14 protein-coding genes are annotated in these 20559 nt (G+C 68.3%); 4 read left to right on the forward strand and 10 right to left on the reverse strand.

Features of this window, described 5'->3' with window-relative positions:
* Positions 1 to 522 precede the first annotated feature (522 nt).
* The 6 genes from ACWIF2_RS00230 to ACWIF2_RS00255 all read right to left on the reverse strand — a co-directional run bounded on the left by ACWIF2_RS00230 (position 523) and on the right by ACWIF2_RS00255 (position 8127).
* A complete protein-coding gene (locus ACWIF2_RS00230; protein ID WP_454357755.1) occupies positions 523 to 1530 on the reverse strand; it encodes a sugar phosphate isomerase/epimerase family protein in 1008 nt (335 codons plus the stop codon).
* Between the two features lie 32 nt (positions 1531 to 1562).
* Positions 1563 to 2777 (reverse strand): Gfo/Idh/MocA family protein, encoded by a 1215-nt coding sequence (locus ACWIF2_RS00235; protein ID WP_454357756.1) that lies wholly within the window; start codon positions 2775 to 2777, stop codon positions 1563 to 1565.
* Between the two features lie 86 nt (positions 2778 to 2863).
* The gene (locus ACWIF2_RS00240; RefSeq protein WP_454357848.1) at positions 2864 to 3913 is read right to left on the reverse strand and encodes a substrate-binding domain-containing protein; all 1050 of its coding nucleotides are present in this window, start codon (positions 3911 to 3913) and stop codon (positions 2864 to 2866) included.
* 100 nt (positions 3914 to 4013) lie between these two features.
* On the reverse strand, positions 4014 to 5045 hold the full coding sequence (locus ACWIF2_RS00245) for an ABC transporter permease (protein WP_454357757.1): 1032 nt from the start codon (positions 5043 to 5045) through the stop codon (positions 4014 to 4016).
* Positions 5042 to 6565: a sugar ABC transporter ATP-binding protein gene (locus ACWIF2_RS00250; RefSeq protein ID WP_454357758.1), complete on the reverse strand. Its 1524-nt coding sequence runs from the start codon at positions 6563 to 6565 to the stop codon at positions 5042 to 5044. Before ACWIF2_RS00250 ends, ACWIF2_RS00245 begins: the two co-directional genes overlap by 4 nt.
* Before the next feature lie 380 nt (positions 6566 to 6945).
* Positions 6946 to 8127 carry an ROK family transcriptional regulator gene (locus ACWIF2_RS00255; protein WP_454357759.1) on the reverse strand — a complete coding sequence of 394 codons (1182 nt, stop codon included), beginning with the start codon at positions 8125 to 8127 and terminating at the stop codon, positions 6946 to 6948.
* Between the two features lie 372 nt (positions 8128 to 8499).
* On the opposite strand from ACWIF2_RS00255, the gene ACWIF2_RS00260 reads away from it, so the two are divergent.
* Positions 8500 to 8871 (forward strand): hypothetical protein, encoded by a 372-nt coding sequence (locus ACWIF2_RS00260; protein WP_454357849.1) that lies wholly within the window; start codon positions 8500 to 8502, stop codon positions 8869 to 8871.
* A 366-nt stretch (positions 8872 to 9237) separates the two neighbouring features.
* Here the strand turns inward: ACWIF2_RS00260 and ACWIF2_RS00265 are convergent, their stop codons facing one another.
* Positions 9238 to 9471: a restriction endonuclease gene (locus ACWIF2_RS00265; protein ID WP_454357760.1), complete on the reverse strand. Its 234-nt coding sequence runs from the start codon at positions 9469 to 9471 to the stop codon at positions 9238 to 9240.
* A complete protein-coding gene (locus tag ACWIF2_RS00270; RefSeq protein WP_454357761.1) occupies positions 9375 to 9794 on the reverse strand; it encodes a restriction endonuclease in 420 nt (139 codons plus the stop codon). Before ACWIF2_RS00270 ends, ACWIF2_RS00265 begins: the two co-directional genes overlap by 97 nt.
* Before the next feature lie 568 nt (positions 9795 to 10362).
* On the opposite strand from ACWIF2_RS00270, the gene pglW reads away from it, so the two are divergent.
* Positions 10363 to 15030, forward strand: a complete 4668-nt coding sequence (pglW, locus tag ACWIF2_RS00275; RefSeq protein WP_454357762.1) for a BREX system serine/threonine kinase PglW — start codon at positions 10363 to 10365, stop codon at positions 15028 to 15030.
* 79 nt (positions 15031 to 15109) lie between these two features.
* Positions 15110 to 18784 carry a BREX-2 system adenine-specific DNA-methyltransferase PglX gene (pglX, locus tag ACWIF2_RS00280; protein WP_454357763.1) on the forward strand — a complete coding sequence of 1225 codons (3675 nt, stop codon included), beginning with the start codon at positions 15110 to 15112 and terminating at the stop codon, positions 18782 to 18784.
* A gap of 46 nt (positions 18785 to 18830) precedes the next feature.
* Here pglX and ACWIF2_RS00285 read toward each other — a convergent pair whose 3' ends face one another.
* Together ACWIF2_RS00285 and ACWIF2_RS00290 are read right to left on the reverse strand one after the other, a co-directional pair.
* Positions 18831 to 19019 carry a DUF397 domain-containing protein gene (locus tag ACWIF2_RS00285; protein WP_454357764.1) on the reverse strand — a complete coding sequence of 63 codons (189 nt, stop codon included), beginning with the start codon at positions 19017 to 19019 and terminating at the stop codon, positions 18831 to 18833.
* Positions 19016 to 19870, reverse strand: a complete 855-nt coding sequence (locus tag ACWIF2_RS00290; protein WP_454357765.1) for a helix-turn-helix domain-containing protein — start codon at positions 19868 to 19870, stop codon at positions 19016 to 19018. Before ACWIF2_RS00290 ends, ACWIF2_RS00285 begins: the two co-directional genes overlap by 4 nt.
* A gap of 170 nt (positions 19871 to 20040) precedes the next feature.
* Between ACWIF2_RS00290 and ACWIF2_RS00295 the strand changes: the two genes are divergently transcribed.
* Positions 20041 to 20559 (forward strand): ATP-binding protein, encoded by a 519-nt coding sequence (locus ACWIF2_RS00295; RefSeq protein WP_454357766.1) that lies wholly within the window; start codon positions 20041 to 20043, stop codon positions 20557 to 20559.

Here is a 20559-nt window from a genome sequence, read left to right on the forward strand (position 1 = left end):
GTTCCCGTCGTTGTTCACGGGCTGCCTCCCTGCCATGTCGATGTTCCGATGTGGATGGAGGACGGTGGGCGGGGGCTCGAGTGCCTCCCGTCCACCGCCGGCATTTGGGCGGCTTTGGCCGCGACCCGGGAGAACTGCCCCGTGGTTGGCGCGGTTACGGCGTGCGAGTGGGCGGCAAATGGCCGCCGGTGAGGAATGCGGGTTACCTGAGGGGTTCTTGGCCCTGCGCTGTGGAGGGCCTTCCTCCGTAGGCCGGTCGAACGAGCTGCGCGCCGTGCGACCTGAACACGCCGTCAGTCTCGAACCACTGTGTGGTGCCTGTGCACGAAGGGACCGTAGCCCCGTTCGTCCTTGGCCGGAACCCCTTGCGCACGAAGACGGCGGACTTCTTCCCGGGTCAGGACAAAGCAGTTTCCGGGCAGCGCGGACCAGCCCGGCGGCTCTCCACTGCCGGGCACTGATCGCCGCTCAATAGCGACGGCATGTCGCGCCCCAGTGCAAGGAACCCTTACAGCGGAGCGCCTAGTTGTCGCCGCCTCCGAAGGCGGCGTCGAAGGACGCCGAAGGCGGGTCGAAGTCGAAGCGCTTCAGATGGGCGAGTGCCTGCGGCGCACCGACGAGGCGGTCCATGCCGGCGTCCTCCCACTCCACGGAGATCGGCCCGCCGTAACGGATCGAACGGAGCATCCGGAACACGTCCTCCCAGGGGACGTCGCCGTGCCCGGCGGAGACGAAGTCCCAACCGCGCCGCGGGTCACCCCAGGGCAGATGGGAGCCGAGCCGCCCGTTGCGCCCGTCCAGCCGCTTGCGGGCCTCCTTGCAGTCGACGTGGTAGATCCGGTCCCGGAAGTCGTAGAGGAAGCCGACCGGGTCCAGGTCCTGCCAGACGAAGTGGCTGGGGTCGAAGTTGAGCCCGAAGGCAGGGCGGTTGTCCACGGCCTCCAAGGCGCGTTTGGTGGTCCAGTAGTCGTAGGCGATCTCGCTCGGATGGACCTCGTGGGCGAAGCGGACGCCTTCGGTGTCGAACACGTCCAGGATCGGGTTCCAGCGTTCCGCGAAGTCCTCGTAGCCACGCTCGATCATCCGCTCCGGTACCGGCGGGAACATCGCCACCAGATGCCAGATCGACGATCCGGTGAAACCGACGACGGTGTCGACGCCGAAGGCGGCCGCGGCCCGCGCCGTGTTCTTGATCTCGGCCGCGGCCCGTCGGCGCACGCCCTCCGGCTCCCCGTCACCCCAGATCCGGGCGGGCAGGATGCCCTGGTGCCGTTCGTCGATGGGGTTGTCACAGACGGCCTGGCCGACGAGATGGTTGGAGATCGCCCAGCACTTCAGGCCGTACTTCTCCAGCAGGGCGTGCCGACCGGCCAGGTAGGACGGATCGGCCAGGGCCTTGTCGACCTCGAAGTGGTCGCCCCAGCAGGCGAGTTCGAGACCGTCGTAGCCGAAGTCGGCGGCCCGTCGGCAGACCTCCTCCAACGGCAGATCGGCCCACTGACCGGTGAACAGGGTGAACGGGCGTGGCATGGTGCCTCCGAGCGGGGTTCCTTGCCGGATCTCTACCGGACTTCGGCCTCGACGGCCTGGACAGGGGTGTAGACGGAGTTCTTCTGCGCGCTCTCCTCCACCGCGGCGAGCACCCGCTGCACCCGCAGACCGTCGGCGAACGACGGCCTCGGATCGGTACCGGACGCGATGGCCTCGACGAGGTCGCGGGCCTGGTGGGCGAAGGTGTGCTCGTAGCCGAGCGCGTGGCCCGGTGGCCACCAGCCCTCCAGGTACGGGTGCTCGGCCTCGGTGACGTCGATCCTGCGGAACCCCGCCGTGGCGGCGGGCTCCCGATGGTCGTGGAAGGACAGCTCGTTGAGCCGCTCCAGGTCGAACGCGAGCGAACCGGACTCGCCGTTCACCTCCAGCCTCAGGGCGTTCTTGCGCCCCGTCGCCATCCGCGTCGCCTCGAACGTGGCGAGCGCCCCCGAGGCGAGCCGGCCGGTGAAGACGGCCGCGTCGTCGACCGTCACCGGCCCGCGCCGGGTGCCGCCGGAGGCGGTCAGGCCGGAAGAGGCACCGTCGAGGCGGGGGCGTTCCTTGACGAAGGTCTCCATCTGGGCGGAGACCCCGACCAGCACCTCACCCGCCAGGAACTGGGCGAGGTCGACGATGTGCGCGCCGAGGTCGCCGAGCGCTCCCGACCCCGCGTGCTCCCGCTGCAGCCGCCACGTCAGCGGGAAGTCGGGGTCGACCAGCCAGTCCTGGAGGTAGCTGACGCGCACGTGGCGCAAGGTGCCGAGCCTGCCCTCGGCGATGAGCCTGCGGGCGTAGGTGAGGGCGGGCACGCGCCGGTAGTTGAAGCCCACCATGGCCAACTGGCCGCGCGAGCGGGCCGCTTCGGCGGCCGTGGCCATGGCCTCCGCCTCGGCGACCGAATTGGCCAGCGGCTTCTCGCACAGTACGTGCTTGCCCGCCTCCAGCGCCGCGATGGCGATCTCCGCATGACTGTCGCCCGGTGTGCAGATGTCGACGAGTTGCACGTCGTCGCGGGCTATGAGGGCGCGCCAGTCGGTCTCCGCCGCGGCCCAGCCGTGCTTGTCGGCAGCCGCCCGCACGGCGTGCGCGTCGCGGCCGGCGATCGCGGCCAGGACCGGCCGCAGCGGCAGGTCGAACACGTGCCCTACGGTGCGCCATCCTTGTGAGTGGGCGGCGCCCATGAACGCGTAGCCGACCATGCCCACGCCGAGTGTCGGCGGTGCGGTCCGACTGTCCCTCTGTTCCATACGGATTCCTCCTCGTCGGAGTGTCACTGACTCATCGCTGTGTTCGCGGGGCACGCGGCGACGGGTCACCGCACGGCCCGGACCGGTCAGATGAAGCCGGTCGGCAGGTACTGGTCGACGTTGTCCTTGGTGACCACGGCCGAGTAGAGGGTCAGCGAAGACGGGATCTCGAACTCTGCGAGGCCACCGACGCCCTTGCCCTGGCCCAGCGCCCGGGCGAGATCGATGGCGGAGGCGGCCATCGTCGGCGGGTACAGGACGGTCGCCTTGAGCACGCTGTTGCCGGCCTTGATGGCGTCCATCGCGGACTTGGCACCCGCGCCCCCGACCATCAGGAAGTCGTCACGACCGGCCTGGTCGATGGCGCGCAGCGCGCCCACGCCCTGGTCGTCGTCGTGGTTCCACAGCGCGTCGAAGCTCGACTGGGCCTGCAGCAGTTGCGCCATCTTGGCCTGGCCGGACTCGACCGTGAAGTCGGCCGCCTGGCGAGCCACCTTCTTGATGTTCGGGTAGTTCTTCAAGGCGTCGTTGAAGCCCTTGGTGCGCTGCTGGGTCAGCTCGAGGTTGTCGAGGCCGGCCAGTTCGACGACCTTGGCGTTCTTCTTGCCCTTGAGCTGTTCGCCGATGTAGTGGCCGGCGTTGAGGCCCATGCCGTAGTTGTCGCCGCCGATCCAGCAGCGGTACGCCTGCGGGGAGGCGAACACACGGTCCAGGTTGACGACGGGGATACCCGCCCTCATGGCCTGCAGGCCGACCTGGGTGAGCGCCTTGCCGTCGGCCGGCAGGACCACCAGGACGTCGACCTTCTTGTTGATCAGCGTCTGGATCTGGCCGATCTGCTGGGCGGTGTCGTTGGACCCCTCGGTGATCTCCAGCGTGACGTCGGAGTATTTCTTCGCACGCGACTTGGCGTTGTCGTTGATGGCGTTGAGCCAGCCGTGGTCGGCCTGGGGGCCGGCGAAGCCGATGGTGACGGGCTTGCCCGGCTTGTCGTCCGCGACCGGGGCGGCGTTGTCCGCGGCCTTTTCCTGGTTCGTGGGCTCATTGCTGGTGCAGGCCGTCAGCAGCGCGCCGGCGGAGACGGCTGCGGTGCCGAACAGGAGTGATCTGCGGCTGGTGGCGGGGGTTCGTGCCATGGCGGATGGACCCTTCGGCTGGGCGGTGTGCGTCAGATGGAGGATGTGGGGGTGCCGTACGGCGGTGTCAGGGGCCGCCGTACGGCGGCGCTGCACGGCGTCAGGCATCGCCGCCGCGCATCGAGCGGCGCTGGACCAGGACGGCGGCGACGATGATGGCGCCCTTCGCGATCTGCTGGACAGCGGTCTCGAGGTTGTTCAGGGCGAAGATGTTGGTGATCGTGGTGAAGACCAGGACACCGAGGACGGAGCCGATGATGGTGCCGCGGCCGCCGCTGAGCAGGGTGCCGCCGATGATCGCCGCGGCGATGGCGTCCAGTTCGTAGAGGTTGCCGTTGGTGTTCTGCCCCGAGCCGGCGAGCACGATCAGCATGAACGCGGCGATACCGCAGCACAGTCCGGACAGCAGGTACAGGTACAGACGCTGGCGGCGGACGTCGATGCCGGCGAGGCGTGCCGCTTCCGCGTTGCCGCCGACCGCGACGGTGCGACGGCCGAAGGTGGTGCGGTTGAGCAGCAGCCAGCCGATGACCGTGACAGCGGCGAAGATCAGGACGAGGGGCGGGATGCCGAGGATGTAGGCATCCCTTGCACCGAGATCGAGCACCGATGGGACGGTCACGACCTGGGTGCTGCCGTCCGTGATCTGCAACGCCAGACCGCGGGCGGAGGCGAGCATGGCCAGCGTCGCGATGAACGGCACCATCCTGCCGTAGGCGATCAGCAGACCGTTGACGAGCCCGCAGCCCACACCGACGATCACGGCGGTGAAGAGGATGCCCGCGAAGCCGAACTCCTGTGTGGCCACGGTCGTCGCCCACACCGAGGCGAGGGCCACCATCGCGCCGACCGACAGGTCGATCCCGCCGCTGGTGATGACAAACGTCATGCCGACGGTGACGACGCCGATCACGGACGCCTGAGTGAGGACGAGCTGTAGATTGCTCGTCGCCAGGAACTGGTCCGGCGCGGTGATCCCTCCGACCACGACGAGGACGGCGAGCACTCCGAGCAGGGACAGAGTGCGCACATCCCACCGCAGTCCGGATCGGCGCGAACTCTGCTGGTCCCCCGCGGACTTGGCGGCGGACGTCGGCGCTTCCTTCTGCGCCGCAGTGGCCGGCTGCGTCATGGCGTCAGGCTCCCTTCCATCACAAGATCAAGTACTCGGTGCTCGTCGAGCTCCCGGGCGTCCGCCGTGTGCACGACACTGCCTTCACGGAGCACCAGCACCCGGTCGGCGAGACCCAGGACTTCGGGCACCTCACTGGACACGAGAAGTACGGCCAGGCCCTCGTCGGCCAGCCGGCGAATCACTGCGTAAAGCTCCGCCCGGGCGCCGATGTCGACACCTCTGGTCGGCTCGTCCAGCAGCAGCACCTTGCAGCCTCGCAACAGCCACCGTGCGAGCACCGCCTTCTGCTGGTTGCCGCCGGACAGGGTCCTGATCGCGGCATCGGGATTGTCCGGCCGGAGGGACAGTTCCCGAACCGCCTGGTGCGTCGCTGCTCGCTCGGCGCGCCGGTCGAGCCAGCCCGCGCGGGCGAACCGGGACAGGGTGGAGATCGAGACGTTGCTGCTGACGGACTCCAGCATCAGCAGGCCCTGAGCCTTGCGTTCCTCGGGCGCGAGGCCGATGCCGGCGCGGACGGCGGCGCGGACACTTCCAGGGCGCAGGGGTGTGCCGTCGACGAGGACTCGGCCGCCGTCGGGCTTGCGAGCCCCGTAGATCGTCTCCAGGATCTCGCTGCGCCCGGACCCGACGAGCCCGGCCAGACCGACGATCTCACCGGGCCGCAGCTCCAGATCGACGGGCGCGAACTCCCCTCGCCTGGTCAGCGCTTCGACCTTCAGCACTGGTTCTCTCCCCGCGGCGAACCCGGCCTTGGGGCGCTCGGGGAAGACGTACTCCACATTCCGCCCGGTCATCAGGGCCACGACCTCATCGGTCGGCGTCGACTCGGCGGGCAGACCGCCCGCGACCGACCGGCCCTCCTTCAGGACCGTGACCCGGTCGCCGATGCGCCGGATCTCCTCAAGACGGTGGGAGATGTAGATGACGGCGACACCCTCCGCCGTCAGATCGCCCACGATCCTGAAGAGGTTGTCCACCTCTTCGGGGTCGAGCGCCGCCGACGGCTCGTCCATCACGATCAAACGAACCTCGTGGGACAGCGCGCGGGCCATCGAGACGATCTGCTGCTGCGCCGCGGACAGGTCGCCGACGAGCGTCGTCGGATCGATCTCCGAGTGTCCCAGACGTTTCAGCAGTTCCGCGGTCGCCGTACGGGCGGCAGAGCCGCGCACGACGAATCCTGCGGAGGTGGGTTCGTGCCCGAGGAAGACGTTCTCCGCGACGGACAGCCCCTCGATCAGGTCGAGTTCCTGGTAGATGGTGGCGATGCCGAGACGCATGGCAGCGACCGGCGACCCCAGGGTCACGCGCTCACCGCGCCAGGTGATCTCGCCGCTGTCCGGCTGGTGGGCTCCGGCGAGCACTTTGATCAGAGTGGACTTGCCTGCCCCGTTCTGGCCGAGCAGGCAATGGACCTCGCCGGCCTGGACCTCGAGATCCACGCCGTCCAGGGCGCGAACGCCCGGGAACGACTTGGTGATACCGGACATGGCGAGCAGGGGTGGTTGTGGTGCCATTGGGAATCCCCTCGGCGGATGCGGGCCGTGAGCGGGCAGGGCTGGGTGGTTCGGGGAGACGACTCTGGAGCCCCTGGCGTCGTGTGCGCTGGGGCGTAGGGGCTGAGAAGAGCAGGGCAGGCCTGATGGCCTGGCAACCATGCGGTGGTGGCAGCCGCCGACACTTCATGTGTTACGGCGGTGATGTGGGTGGTGCGATGGCTCTACGGGTATCGCGGGGGCGCCATGGGGTTGCCGAGGCGTAATGGGTGCAGCATCGCCAATGCGGTTGCAGTGACGCCTGGTTGCACGGACGTTTGGTTGTAGTGGCGCTTGGTTGTATGGCGCCGCAGAGTTGCAGTGGCCCGAGTGGTGGCCCGTCGCCGAAGAGGCGGCAGCGATCAGGCCGGTGAGAAGACGTGGTCGCTGATGAGCCGGGCCGCGCCGATGGCTCCGGCGGCCGGTCCCAACTCGCCCAGCACGATCGGCAGATTGCCCGTGGCCAGCGGCAACGACTGCCGGTACACCTGGGTCCGGACGCTGGCCAGCAACGTGTGCCCGAGCCCGGTCACACCGCCGCCGATCACCACCAGCCCAGGATTGAAGAAACTGACAAGACCGGCGATGACCTGCCCCAGACGCTTCCCGCCCTCCCGGATCAGCTCCAGAGCCACCGCGTCCCCTGCCGCCGCGGCAGCCGACACATCCTCGGCCGTCAGACGCCCGGCCGTGTCCAGCCGGGCAGCGAGCTGCACCGACCGGCCCTCACGTGCGGCCTGCTCCGCGTCACCGGCCAGCGCGGCACCGCTGAAGTGAGCTTCCAGACAGCCCCGGTTGCCGCACATACACGCGCGACCTCCCGGTTCCACCTGAATATGACCGATGTCGCCGGCACTGCCGGTCGTCCCCCGGTAGACCTCACCGCCGACGACGATGCCGCAGCCGATGCCGGTGCCGATCTTGACGCACAGGAAGTCGCCCACGGAACGAGCGACGCCCGCGTGCTGCTCTCCCATCGCCATCAGGTTCACGTCGTTGTCGACCATGACCGGGCAGCCGAGCTCCTGGCTGAGCGCCTCCCGTACGGGAAAGCCGTCCCAGCCGGGCATGATCGGCGGTGCGACCGGTACGCCCTCGGGGAAGCGGACCGGTCCCGGGACGCCGATACCGGCGCCGTCGAAACCCTCCGCGACACCGGAGGCCTTCAGCTTCGCGGCCATCGACAACACCTGCTCGAAGACCGCCACCGGCCCTTCCCGGACATCCATCGGTTGATTCAGCTGACCCAGGACCTCCAGCTCCGCATTGGTCACGGCGACATCGACCGACGTGGCACCGATGTCGACACCGAGGAAACGCAGGGTCGGCGCGAGCCGGATGTTGTGCGACCGCCGGCCGCCCCGGGACGGAGCCAGCCCGTCCGCGACAACCAGCCCCGTCTCCAGCAGCCGGTCCACTTCGACTGCCAGCTTCGAACGGGACAGGTCCACCAGATCACCCATCTGGGCACGAGAGTTGGATCCGTTGTCACGCAGCAGACGAAGCAGCCGCGCCTGATGCGCGTTCTCAGGTCGAGCAGTCATCCGTCTCACGATCCCACCTCTCAGGGAGGAACGTAACAACGATTTTCCAGACTGGGAAGTACTTACGCATGGTTAAGGCACTACTTTTTCCACGCGCAGGACAAAGACCGGACGTGACCTCTGTGAGCCCTACGCCGGACCGGATCTCGGCGTCCACCGGCCCCAGCGGGCATGGGGTCCGGGGCTGGACGAGGTTCGGAGGGCGATGCCGACTCCCGGCGGTTCGCCTGAGGCGGTGTTCGAAGGCGCTCGCCGGATGTGACGAGGTGAGTGTGGCCTGCCGAGGGTCGGAGCTGCCGAGGCTGCCGGCCGGCAGCGCGTGTGCCGGCCGATGACGGCGCGCACGCAGCGGCGGACGGTCAGGATGGGTACATGAGAAGAAGAACCTCCGCCGAGTCCCAGCCGACGTCGCTGGGATCCGTACTGTCTCTGTGGTCGAAAGACTCCATCCTGTCCATCGGTTCAGTGGGATCCGTGCTGTCCATCGGCTCCGTCGGTTCCGCTCTTTCAATCGGGTCGATCGGAAGTTCTCTGTCCGTCGGCTCGATCGGATCATCACTGTCTCTGCTCTCGGCCGGATCGTGGCTGAGCACGGGATCGGTGCTCTCAGCTCAGTCGACGTGGTCCGTTCTGTCTTGGCGCTCCAGCCGGGCGTTCCTGTCCGTGGGGGCCGCTGCCTGCCTCGTCGGAGCGACCCTCGTGCACATCAGGGAATCCAAGGGAGCGGGCGACTTCGTCGCGTGAGCGACACTGTTGTGAGATCGGACTGCCGTCGAGCAGGCTGCGCTCGAACGCAGAGCGCGAACCGCCTTCGTGGGCTCGGCTGGAGGGAAGAGAAGGGACATACCTGGCGCAGGCCGCCGAGCACAGCAACACCAACGTCCCGTTCGGACAACTGCTGGTGCTCGACCTGACGGAGAAGTCCAAAGCCGGCAGCCTTCGTGTGGACGAGCTCGCCCGGGTGGCCTCGCACCGGCCGCCGAGCCCCTGCGTTGATCGCGCCGTTGTCGCAGGCATCGTCACCGGGAACCGCTTCACCCCAGTGACTTCTCCTAAAACGGAGTTGGTCAGCCCTCTCGGGCAGCGAGGTGTCGCCTACGACCTCGCGCCCTACCGGGAGAAGTTCCGGCGTCGTCTGCCGGAATCGCTGGACGAGCTCCGCTCCAGCGCGTCCCGGTCGACCAGGTGGATCCCGTAGCGCGGGCCACTGGCTCTCGCGGCCGTCGTGAACCCTCCGGTGGTGACGATCACAGCGAATTCGGCACCGTGGTCGTGGCGGTAGGTTCCGTTGACCCGCTTACGTCCTGGTCTCCGACCCTTCGGTCCGGTCGCAGCCGCTTGCACTGCACGACCACCCGCCGTCGGGACCCGTCGACGACCAGTACGTCGGCTCCCTTGTCCCCTGCTCGGCCGACATGCTGCGCGGCCAGCCCGTCCCTGCGCAGCAGGGAGCAGATCGCCAGTTCGAACGCCGTGGGGTCCAGGGAATCGAGATGTGCCAGCGAATAGCGCACGGGCCCTGCGGCAAGCGCCGAGCGGCCAGCCCACGCCATTACGGCCGATCCCCCCGGCTTCAGCGTCAGCCCGGCAGCTGCGGAAGCCAGCCCGAACCCGGTCCGCACCGGCCACTGCTGGGCCACCTGCCACAGCACGACGAGCCCTGCCATGCTTCCGAGCCCCCACACCCACCAGGGAATCGCGGCCCACCCGCCCTGGCTGCGGCTGCGCCGCATCAGCCGGCTGCCCCGAAGAGCGTCCACACTCCGAAGGCCAGACCGAACAGCGCGAGTCCCGCAAGGTCGGTGACTGTGACAAGGGTGAAGCCGTGATCCTGGCAACGGGCGAACAGCCCTTTGCGCCTGCGGCGGCACGGCCGGTGGTACTGCGTCGGTCCACCGCAACGGGACACCAGCACACATCCGCCTATGCCAAGCAATCCCATGACAAGTAGCACTGAACCCCCTGATCCCCCCGCACAATCCTTCATATGTATGGGAGAGTGGCGCGTTCCGACCAGTACATCTTCGGACGAACCACAGGGCGCGCGTTCCGGTCACTCGCCCACGCCGTCCGCTCCCCGGCCTGCCGTGGTGTGGCCGCTGTCACTTCTGGACCGCTCGGTGTCGGTGTCACCGTCTAGGATTTCTTCCGGGAATTCAGCCGGGCTGCCTAGGCCGCACCAGCAAGAATGCGACCGGCACGCACGGACATGAGCTGACACGGGGCGGGAGCGACATGGAGGACGGCCGGTGGACGACGGTCACCGAGTCCGAGTTCGAGCACGAGCGCCGCGGTCTTGAGGCCATCCGGAGGCTCCTGCCGAACGAGGAGCCCTGGCGTGCCTGGTCGAACTTCACCTTCACGGCGAACAGCGGGCACGTCCGCGAGATCGATCTCATGGTCACCGCGCCGGCCGGAGTGTTCCTGGTCGAGCTGAAGGACTGGCACGGGTCGGTGAGTGGCGGCGGCAACAGTTGGGTGCAGACGACACCCGGCGGTACCCAGCGTCGGCACGGCAATCCGCTGCATCTGACCAATCAGAAGGCCAAGGAGCTGGCGGGCCTGATCGGGAACGTCGTGGGGCGTGGCCCCGGGCGGCCGAGGATCTGGGTGGGTGAGGCGGTCTGTTTCACCGACGACAGGTTCCGCGTGAATCTGACGGGCGCCGACCTGAATGGCGTCTTCAAGATCAGGCAGCTGGTGGAGATGCTCGCCGTTCCGCCGGAGGGGGCCCGGGGGCAGGTGACCGCCGGGGTCTCGCGCCAGGTCGACGCGGCCCTCAAGCAGCTCGGCATCGCGTCCGTCCGCCGTCAGCACGAGGTGGGGTCGTACCTCCTGGAGACGAAGTCGTTCGACTCCGGTCCGACCTGGGCCGACTACCTGGGGCGTCACACCCAGCTCCACGATCTGGCGCGGGTGCGGGTCTTCCTCAGCGAGCGGGGTGCTTCGGACACTGAGCGCGCCTCGGTGGAGAAGGCCGCCGCGCGTGAGGCCGCGGTGCTCAGCCGGTTCCGGCACCCGGGCGCCGTCCAGCTGAAGAGCTACCTGCCGTCGGGACATCCCGCAGGTCCGACGATTCTCTTCGACTACCACCCGGAGACCCTCAGGCTCGACGACTACCTGGTGGAGCACGGAGAGCTCCTCGGCCTGCCCGGCCGTCTCGCGCTGGTCCGCCAGCTCGCCGAGACGCTCCGTTCCGCGCACTCCAACCGGCTCCATCACCGCACGCTGTCGGCGCACGCGGTGCACGTGATCCCGCGCAACCGCGGTCCGCGCGGGCGCGAACTGGGCGAGGAGCAGCGCTGGCTGAGCCCTCGGCTGCAGATCGCGGACTGGCAGATCGCCTCCGGGCAGAGCGCCAGTCAGGGCAAGCCGCTGACGCTGGCCACCTCCCATGTGTCCGGTCTGCACGTCTCCCAGCAGGCCGACCCGTATCTGGCGCCCGAGCTGCGGATCCCGAAGGCAGACCCGGTCCGGCTCGATGTGTACGGGCTCGGCGTTCTCACGTATCTCCTGGTCACCGGCCAGGCGCCGGGTGCGACCCAGAGTGAGGTCCTGTCCCGTCTGGAGGCGGGTGAGACGCTCGCCCCGAGCGCGCTGGTGGACGGCCTCAATCCCGACATCGACGACCTGGTGGAGGCGTCCACCGCGTACGAGCCGAGCCGCCGTCTTTCCACGGTCGACGACTTCCTGGAGATGCTGGAATTCGTCGAGGAGGCGTTCGCCGAGAAGGACGCCGCGGGTGGAGAGTCGGCTGTCGGCGCCTCCCCGGCCTCGGAGGCCGGTGGAGAACAGACCGAGCCGGAGAAGGACCCGCTGGAAGCGGTGGCCGGTGATGTGTTCGCCGGGCGCTGGGAGATCGTGCGCCGTCTCGGCACGGGCTCGACGTCGCGGGCGTTCCTGGTCCGTGACCTGGCCGGCGAGCCCCGTCGCAGCGGCAGCATGCCGGTGGCGGTGCTCAAGGTCGCGCTCAGCGAGGCGAAGCACGTGGTGCTCGACCGGGAGGCCGATGTCCTGGGCCGGATCCACCGGGATTCCAGCATCATCGCGCTGTACGAGCGGGAGCCGCTGACCCTCGCGGGCCGCAGGGTGCTCGCCCTGGAGTACGTGGGCGACAGCCGCGCACTGGACACGGAGGGGGGCACGGGCAAGGCCGCACGCAGACGTGAGGACACCGTCGCCCGTCAGCTGCGGGACTACGGCCGCCTCCGTATGGACCAGCTGGAGACGTACGGAAAATACCTGTTCGGCGCGGTGGAGCACCTGGAGGCGGAGGGCATCTGGCACAGGGACCTGAAGCCGGACAACATCGCGATCCGGATCCGTCCCAACGGCACCCGGCAGCTCGTGATGATCGACTTTTCGCTGGCCGGATACCCCGCGAAGGAGATCGAGGCGGGTACCGAGGGCTATCTCGACCCCTTCGTCGGAATCATCACGCGCGGTTCGTACGACGGCCACGCCGAGCGGTACGCGCTGGCCGTCACGCTGCACGAGATGGCGTCCCGCGAGCTGCCCCGATGGGGCGACGGCTCGGTCACGCCCCGGCAGACCGATCCGAAGGAGTGGCCGTACCCGCAGTTGGCCTCCGACGCCTTCGACGACCCCGTACGGGACGGCCTGGTGGCCTTCTTCCGCAAGGCCCTGGCCCGGGACGTGAAGGACCGCTTCCCGGACCTGAAGCCGATGGAGCGCGCCTGGAACGCGATCTTCCTGGACGCCCAGCGGACGACCGCTCCGAGCTCCGGGCACGGCAACAAGGCGGTGGCGGTAGAAAGCGCCGCGCCGCGGATCGGCCAAAGCGACGACGAGACCTCGGCCGAGGAGATCCGCGACGAGCAGGCGGAGCGGGCCGACCGTTCCACACCGCTGTCGGTGGCGGGCTTGACGCTCGCGGCGCAGTCCCAGCTGTTCGACCTGGGCCTGAACACCGTGGGGGACGTCCTCGACTACTCGGTGCGGAAGTTCCTGACCGCGCCGGGCATGGGCGCTCGGACCCGCACGGAGATCCAGAACCGGCAGAAGCAGTGGAACTTGCGACTCGGCAAAACACCGGCGCCGATGAGCAAGGAGGCGCTCAAGGCCGCCCGCGAGGAGGCCACCGAGCTGGAGCGGGCGGCCGCCGAATCGGTCGCGGCGGACGGCGGCGACACCGGCCTGGAGGTGCTGCGCGCACTGAGTCTGGACGCACTCGCCTCCCGCCTGGTGCCGCGTCCATCGGGCGGCAACGCCCGTTCCAACGCGAAGGAGCGTGAGGCTGTCCGGCTGCTGCTCCGGCTTCCCGACGAGAACGGTGACCTGCCCGCGGGGCTGCCCTGGGTCCGGCAGGCGGACGTCGCCAAGGCCCTCGGCCTCACCGTGGGCCGCATCCCGCAGATCGTGAAGAAAGCGCGCGAGCGCTGGTACAACGATCTCGCGCTGAAGCTGCTGAGCGAGCAGGTGATCGAGCTGGTCGCCGAGCGCGGCCGGGTCGTGCCGGTGCTCGAACTCGCCGACGCACTGCTGGCCCAGCGCGGCAGCAAGGTGGCGAAGCGTCGGGACCGGCGTGCGCTGGCGCTGTCGCTGCTGCGTGCGGTGGTGGAGCGGGAGCAGTTCCGGGAGCAGTACGAGGAGACGCCACCGCGTTTCCGCTACTTCCACGCCCGGCTGCCCAAGGGCGCCGACCCGGTGCTCGGACTGATCGTCATCGACGTCCGCGACGGAGAGGACAGTGACGACGGGGCGGACACCCCGACCCTGCCGGCTCTCCGGGAGTACGCGCTCAAGCTGGGCGCGCAGGCGGACGAGCTGGCGAGCCTGGAGTCCCTGCCGACGGCGAGCACGGTCCTCACCAAGCTGGCCGCGATCCGGCAGCCGCCGGGGGCGCTCGGCTGGGACGAGCGGCGGACGGCCGAGATCGCGGTCGCGGCTTCCCCGGGGGCCGCGCTCACGCCCCGCCTGGAGATCTATCCACGCGATCTGGACCTCGTACGCGCACTGCGGATCACCCAGGCCGGTGTGGTAGCCGTGCAGCCGGGTGTCGAGGAGGAGCGCCAGCCGGGGCTCACCGTCGACGCTCTGCACAAGCGGGTCGCGACCCGCTTCCCCGACCTGGGCGACGATCCCCTCGTCCCGCGCGAACTGCCGGTCGGCAGCGCGCTGGTGCGGTTGCTGAAGCAGGCCGGCTTCGAGCTGAAGCTGGCGACCCGCTACGACAAGACCCTCCGGCTCGTCCCGGACCGACCCGCCGGGGAGTTCACCAGCGGACTGACGTCCGCGAGCTGGGGTGTCGCGGGCTCGGCGGCGCGGCGGTCCGCGCCGACGCAGTACGACGCGGACGCGGCGGTCGCGGCGGCAGTGAAGGCCGAGCAGCGGCTCGTGCACTCGGCGGGGCAGGACGGTTTCCGGGTCCTGACCGTGCCGCACCTGGGTGCGGAGACGGCGGTACGACGGCTGGCCGGCCAGCCGTACGGGGCCGCGGTCGTCTCGCTGACCGGGCTGTTCCTCGCCGAGCTGCGCGGTGTGATCGCCGAGGCGGCCAAGCCGACCTGGGAGACCGTCCTCAAGGCGGACGCCGCCGAGGCGGGCACGCGGTCTCACCAGCAGTTGCGGGTCCGTACGGACAGGGCGTGGGGACGCGTCGAGCCGCTGCTCCGCGAGCGTCTGGCCCAGGCTGGCGGTCCGCTACTGCTCACCGACACGGCGGCACTCGCCCGCTACGACGCGTTCGACCTCCTGGGCCGCCTCGCGGAGGAGTCCCGGCAGGGCGGCAGCCCGCTGTGGCTGCTCGTCGCCCAGTCCGACCCGGCCCGCGCGCCGAGGCTGGCCGGGCAGAGTGTTCCGTACCAGGCCGGGTTCGACGAGTGGATCGTCGTGCCGGACGCGTGGGTGGCGCGGAAACATCTGGCGCCGGGCGTCGCCTGACGTGCGGCTGGTTGTCGCCTCTTCTGTCCTCTCTCCCCCTTCTCGTCTCGCCTTTTAGTCACCACTTCAGGAGCAGTCCGTGATCGACCGCAAGAGCCTCCTCAGCGACCTGCAGAAGCAGGTCAAAGCGGCAGAGACCGACCTGGATGCGCAGGTCAAGGCCGTTCCCGAGGTCGGGGCACGGCTGCGCGGCGAGTACGACCAGGCGAAGAAGCTGGGGCGCACGGCGGCGACCTGGAACAGCTGGCTTGGGGAGCGGGTCACGCAGGTCGCGGTGGCGTGGGTGCTCGGCACGGTCTTCGTCCGGTTCAGCGAGGACAACCGGCTGATCGCGGAGCCGTACATCACGGCGCCGGACGTGGCGGGGCGCGAGGTCGCCCAGGCTCGGTACGAGGAGTACGCGGCGAAGGACACCGACCCGACGTACCGCGGGTGGCTGGAGACGGCGTTCGCGGAGTTGGGTTCGGGGCAGGCGGGGCGGCTGTTGTTCGACCGGGACCACAATCCGCTGTACCAAATTCCGCTGTCGCATTACGGGGCCGGAGCGCTGCTGGCGTTCTGGCGGGAGCAGAAGTCGGTGGAGGCGGAGGACGGCTCCGGCAGCACGTCGGTGCTGGCCCACGACTTCACGGACCCACTGAGCGAGGACGGCACGGAGGGCTGGGACACCCGGTTCCTGGGCGACCTGTACCAGGACCTGAGTGAGGCGGCGCGGAAGACGTACGCGCTGCTCCAAACTCCGGAATTCGTCGAGGAGTTCATCCTCGACCGGACGATGACGCCTGCGGTGCGGGAGTTCGGCTTCGAAGAGCTGAAGATGATCGACCCGACGTGCGGGTCGGGGCACTTTGTGCTGGGGGCATTCCGGCGACTGGTGCGAATGTGGGCCGAGGAGCGACCGGAGGTCGGTTCGTACGAGCGGGTGCGGGCGGCGTTGGAGTCGGTGCATGGGGTGGACCTGAACCCGTTCGCGGTGGCGGTGGCGCGGTTCCGGCTGCTCGTGGCAGCGATGGCGGCGAGTGGGCTGCGGACATTTAGGGCCGCGCGGGAGTATGAGTGGCCGATCCAGCTGGCGGTCGGTGACTCGCTGATCAAGGACCGGCAGCTGGAGCTTCAGCTGGGACTTGGGCAGGAGGGGCCGGCTGGCGACCCGCTGGCGGAGTTCTCGTATGCGACGGAGGACGTGCACGAGTACCCGGGGATTCTGCAGCAGGGGCGGTACCACGTGGTGGTGGGGAATCCGCCGTACATCACGGTCAATGACAAGAAGCTTAATGAGCTGTACCGGGAGTTGTACGACGCTTGCGCGGGAACATACGCGCTGTCTGTCCCCTTTGCTCAGCGGTTCTTCGAGCTGGCCAAGCAGGGCGGGCGCGACAGGCGCGGTTACGGCATGGTCGGTCAGATCACCGCAAACTCTTTTATGAAGCGGGAGTTCGGGACGAAGCTGATCGAGGACTACTTTGCCCACAAGGTTGAGCTAACCGAGGTTATCGACACTTCGGGGGCTTACATTCCCGGGCACGGGACTCCGACGGTGATCCTTGTCGGACGACCGATGGAGGGTTCTCAGCGACAGACGACAATTCGGACCGTGCGGAGTGTTCAGGGAGAACCTTCGGCCCCCGAGCACGCGGAGCTCGGACTGGTTTGGCAGGAAATCGTGACGCAGATCGATCAGCCGGGCAGCGCAGGACGATGGGTTTCCACCGACGACCTGGAACGCAGTCGGTACTTCGGTAAGCAGCCATGGGTCCTGGCTGCTGGCGGACTTGAGATGCTAGAGAATCTGACTGCCGCCAGCGGCGGAATCCTCAAGCACACCGCTACCCGAATGGGATACACCGGACAGACGAACGCCGACGGCGTCATGCTGACGACGCGCGCCTCGTGGATCAGGCGCGGAGGAACAGAGGACTTCGGCCGTGCGTTCGTGACAGGCGATCAGGTTCGCGACTGGTCGCATACCGAGGAAACTTTCTCCTTCTTCCCCTATTTGAAGACTGGCGAGAAATTCACCCTTCTTGCTCTCACTGAAGGAACCGGCGAGTACAAATGGATGTGGCCGGCCAGAACGGCACTCGGGAACCGCGCCACATTCTCTGGTAAAACCTATTTCACAGAAGGACGCACTTGGTATCAGTGGCACCAAGTGACAGCCAGTCCTGGCTGTCACCCCTGGTCCATCACTTCCCCTCTTGTTGCAACCCACAACCATTTTGTGCTCGACCGCGGCGGGAAAGTCTTCAATAGGCATGCACCTGAAGTGAAGCTCCATAAGGACGCGACGGAGGAGGACCACGTACGACTTCTTGGGCTGCTCAACAGTTCAACAGCCTGCTTCTGGCTCAAGCAAGTAAGCCACAGCAAGGGGAACGCCACGGCAGCAAGTGGCATGCCCGACCAGCCCTGGTCGTGGAACTACGAGTTCACTGGCACCAAGCTTGAGGAATTCCCTATTCCCTCAATCTACCCAACCGAACTCGCAACCAAGATTGACGCCTTGGCGCAAAGCCTAAACGCTGTCTCACCCGCCGCTGTCACCGAGAACCAGGTTCCGACTGCTCCCATCCTGCGTGAATCTCATGCCGCCTGGAGCCGCACCCGCAATAAAATGGTGACCCTGCAGGAGGAGCTGGACTGGCAGGTCTACTCGATCTACAACCTGCACGACGCCAGCCTGATCCACTCCGGGGACATCCCCGAAATTAACCCGGGGGAGCGTGCATTCGAGATCGTACTGGCGCGGCAGATCGAATCTGGTGAAGTAGCCACTAAGTGGTTCACCCATCATGGACACACCCCCGTCACCGAGGTCCCCGTTCACTGGCCCTCCGAGTACCGCACCCTTGTCCAGCAGCGCATCGACGTCATCGAGTCGAACCGCGCCATCGGCATGATCGAGCGCCCTGAGTACAAGCGCCGCTGGGCCACAGAGGGCTGGGACTCGATGCGCCAGAAGGCGCTGAAGTCCTGGTTGCTGGACCGGATCGAGGACCGCTCCTACTGGTTCGACGCGAACGGCAACCCCACCGTCGCCACCCTCGCCCGCCTCACCGAAGCCCTCTCCGCCGACGAGGACTTCACCTCTGTCGCCGACCTCTACGCACCCCGCCAGGACCTGGCCAAGACCATCCGCGGCCTGCTCTCCGAGGAGCACGTCCCCTTCGTATCGGCCCTCCGGTACAAGCCCGCCGCGCTCACGAAGCGGGCCGACTGGGAGCACGTCTGGGATCTCCAGCGCGAGGAGGACGCCGCGCCGGACGAGCCCGCCAAGCGGAAGATCCGGGAGCGGACGCCCGTTCCGCCGAAGTACACGTCGGCCGATTTCCTCAAGCCCAGTTACTGGCGCGCACGCGGCAAGCTCGACGTACCCAAGGAGCGGTTCGTCTCGTACGGCACGGTGAACGCGCAGTCGCCCGAGCTGTACGGGTGGGCCGGCTGGGACCACCTGGAGCAGGCGCTCGCACTCGCCTCGTACGTCCAGACCGCCGGTCTCGGCAGCGAGGAGATCGTGCCGTTCCTGGCCGGGCTGCTTGAGCTTCAGCCCTGGCTGGACCAGTGGTACGGCGAGTACGACGCCGAGTTCGGCGCCTCCCCCGCCGCCGAAGTTCTCGCCTTCCGGCAGCAGAAGCAGGGCGAGCTCGGCCTGACCGACGACACATTGCGCGCCTGGCGCCCCGCCCCCGCCACCCGCACGAAGAAGGCCGCCGCCCCGAAGAAGAAGGCAGCGGCCTCCGCAGAGTCCGACTGAGCAGCGCGTCTGTGAGGCGGCTGATCCGCCGCCTCGCAGACGGCAGTCAGGAACCCGACACTTGCGCGGTGAAAGCTGCCCAGGCACCGGGGGCCACCGCGAACGAGGCGCGGCCGAGATCCTTGGAGTCCCGCACATGGACCGCTTCGGCGTCCAGCGCGACCTCGATGCAGTTGTCGCCTTCGCCGCCGCTGTAGCTGCTCTTGAACCAGCTCAGGTCTTCCATGGTGCTCATAGCGCTCCTCGCATCTGTTCCAGCAGGCTCACCGTAGCCCGGCAATCCAGGGCCTGGGAACGCAGTTTGCCATAGCGCTGTAGGAGCACACTCACGTCTCCCGGAGCCGTGATCAGGGCACTTGACCGGTGTCCTTCGGTGTAGCCGAACCACTGGTTGCCGAGGCTCTCGGCCAGATACATCTCGCCTTCGAATCCAGCGTGGTCCTGCTGCCGAAGCGGCATTAGCTGGATCTCCACGTTGGTGCGGCGACCAACGCTGAGCAGGTGGTCGATCAGGTCCCTCGTCACGTCCGGTCCGCCCAACTGGCGCTCCAGCAGAGACTGTTCGATGACGAAGCTGAACGCGGTGTTCGGGTGATCGACCAGCAGCGACTGCCGCTCCAGTCTCGCTGACGTCTGTCGCTCGATCTGTACGTCCGTGAGCGGCGGTAGGTTGCGCTCGAACACCGCCCGGATATACCCCTCCGGCTGCAACAACCCCGGCACCCCCCGGCACTCATACGCATACAGCGTGATCGCCTCTTCCTCGATCCCCGCCCACTGCAAGAACCAGGACGCCAGCCCCGCCTTCCTCCGCAGGCTCTTCGCCGCTGCCGCGAGGACCTTGCCCGCGACCGATCCCAGCGCCTCCTCCGCCCTCCCGGACAGCGCCTCCGGCGGGAACCGCTTGCCCTGCTCGATCTTCGCGACGTACGCCGTCGAGTACCGCACCCGGGCCGCGAACTCCTCCTGCGTGAGCCCTCCCGCCTCCCGCAGCGCCTTCAAGACGGCCCCGAACGTCTTGAGACTGTCCGACAGTTCGGGTTCACCACACACCGCCGTACCGCTGCCGTCCTGGTCCGCCGTCATCGCCGCCCCGCTTTCCATACCCTGTGCCTTGCGCCCCGTACGTCGCGTCGGCCAACCTGCCCATGATTACGATGAGTCACCCACCCAGTCCAGAGCGTGAACAAGTACAGATGGATCTGTATGGGTGCCGTTCCTGTCGGCACGGCGGGCGCCGCCGGAAGGCTGGGATCATGACGACATCGCAGGTCGGACTACCCCTGGCCGTCCAAGAGTCCACGCACACCTTCCCCTCCACCCGCCTCGGCGCGAGCCGCGCCCGCCGGGCCGCCGTGGCCCGGCTCGACGACTGGGACATCCCGCCCGGCAGCCCTCTCTCCGACACCGTCGCTCTCCTCGTCGCCGAGCTCGCGGCCAACGCAGCCCGCCACGGCCGCGTACCGGGACGGAACTTCGAGCTACGCCTCCTCCACCAGCAGGCGCGTACGACCGTGGTCGTACGTGTGGAGGTGTCCGACACGCACCCGCGACGGCCCGACCCCACGACGGTCACCATGGCCGACGCGGACGCCGACGGCGGCCGGGGACTCGCCCTCGTGGCGGCCGTCGCCGACGACTGGGGCATCGAGGACCGCACCGGCCCCGGCAAGACCGTATGGGCGCAGACCGGGTCGGCCGAGCCGCAGCAGGAGGAACGGGATAGCCGGACAGAATCTGGCCCTCCTGGTGTCAGTGCCGCCCATTACGATTGA

Source organism: Streptomyces sp. NPDC055506 (genome assembly GCF_053643595.1).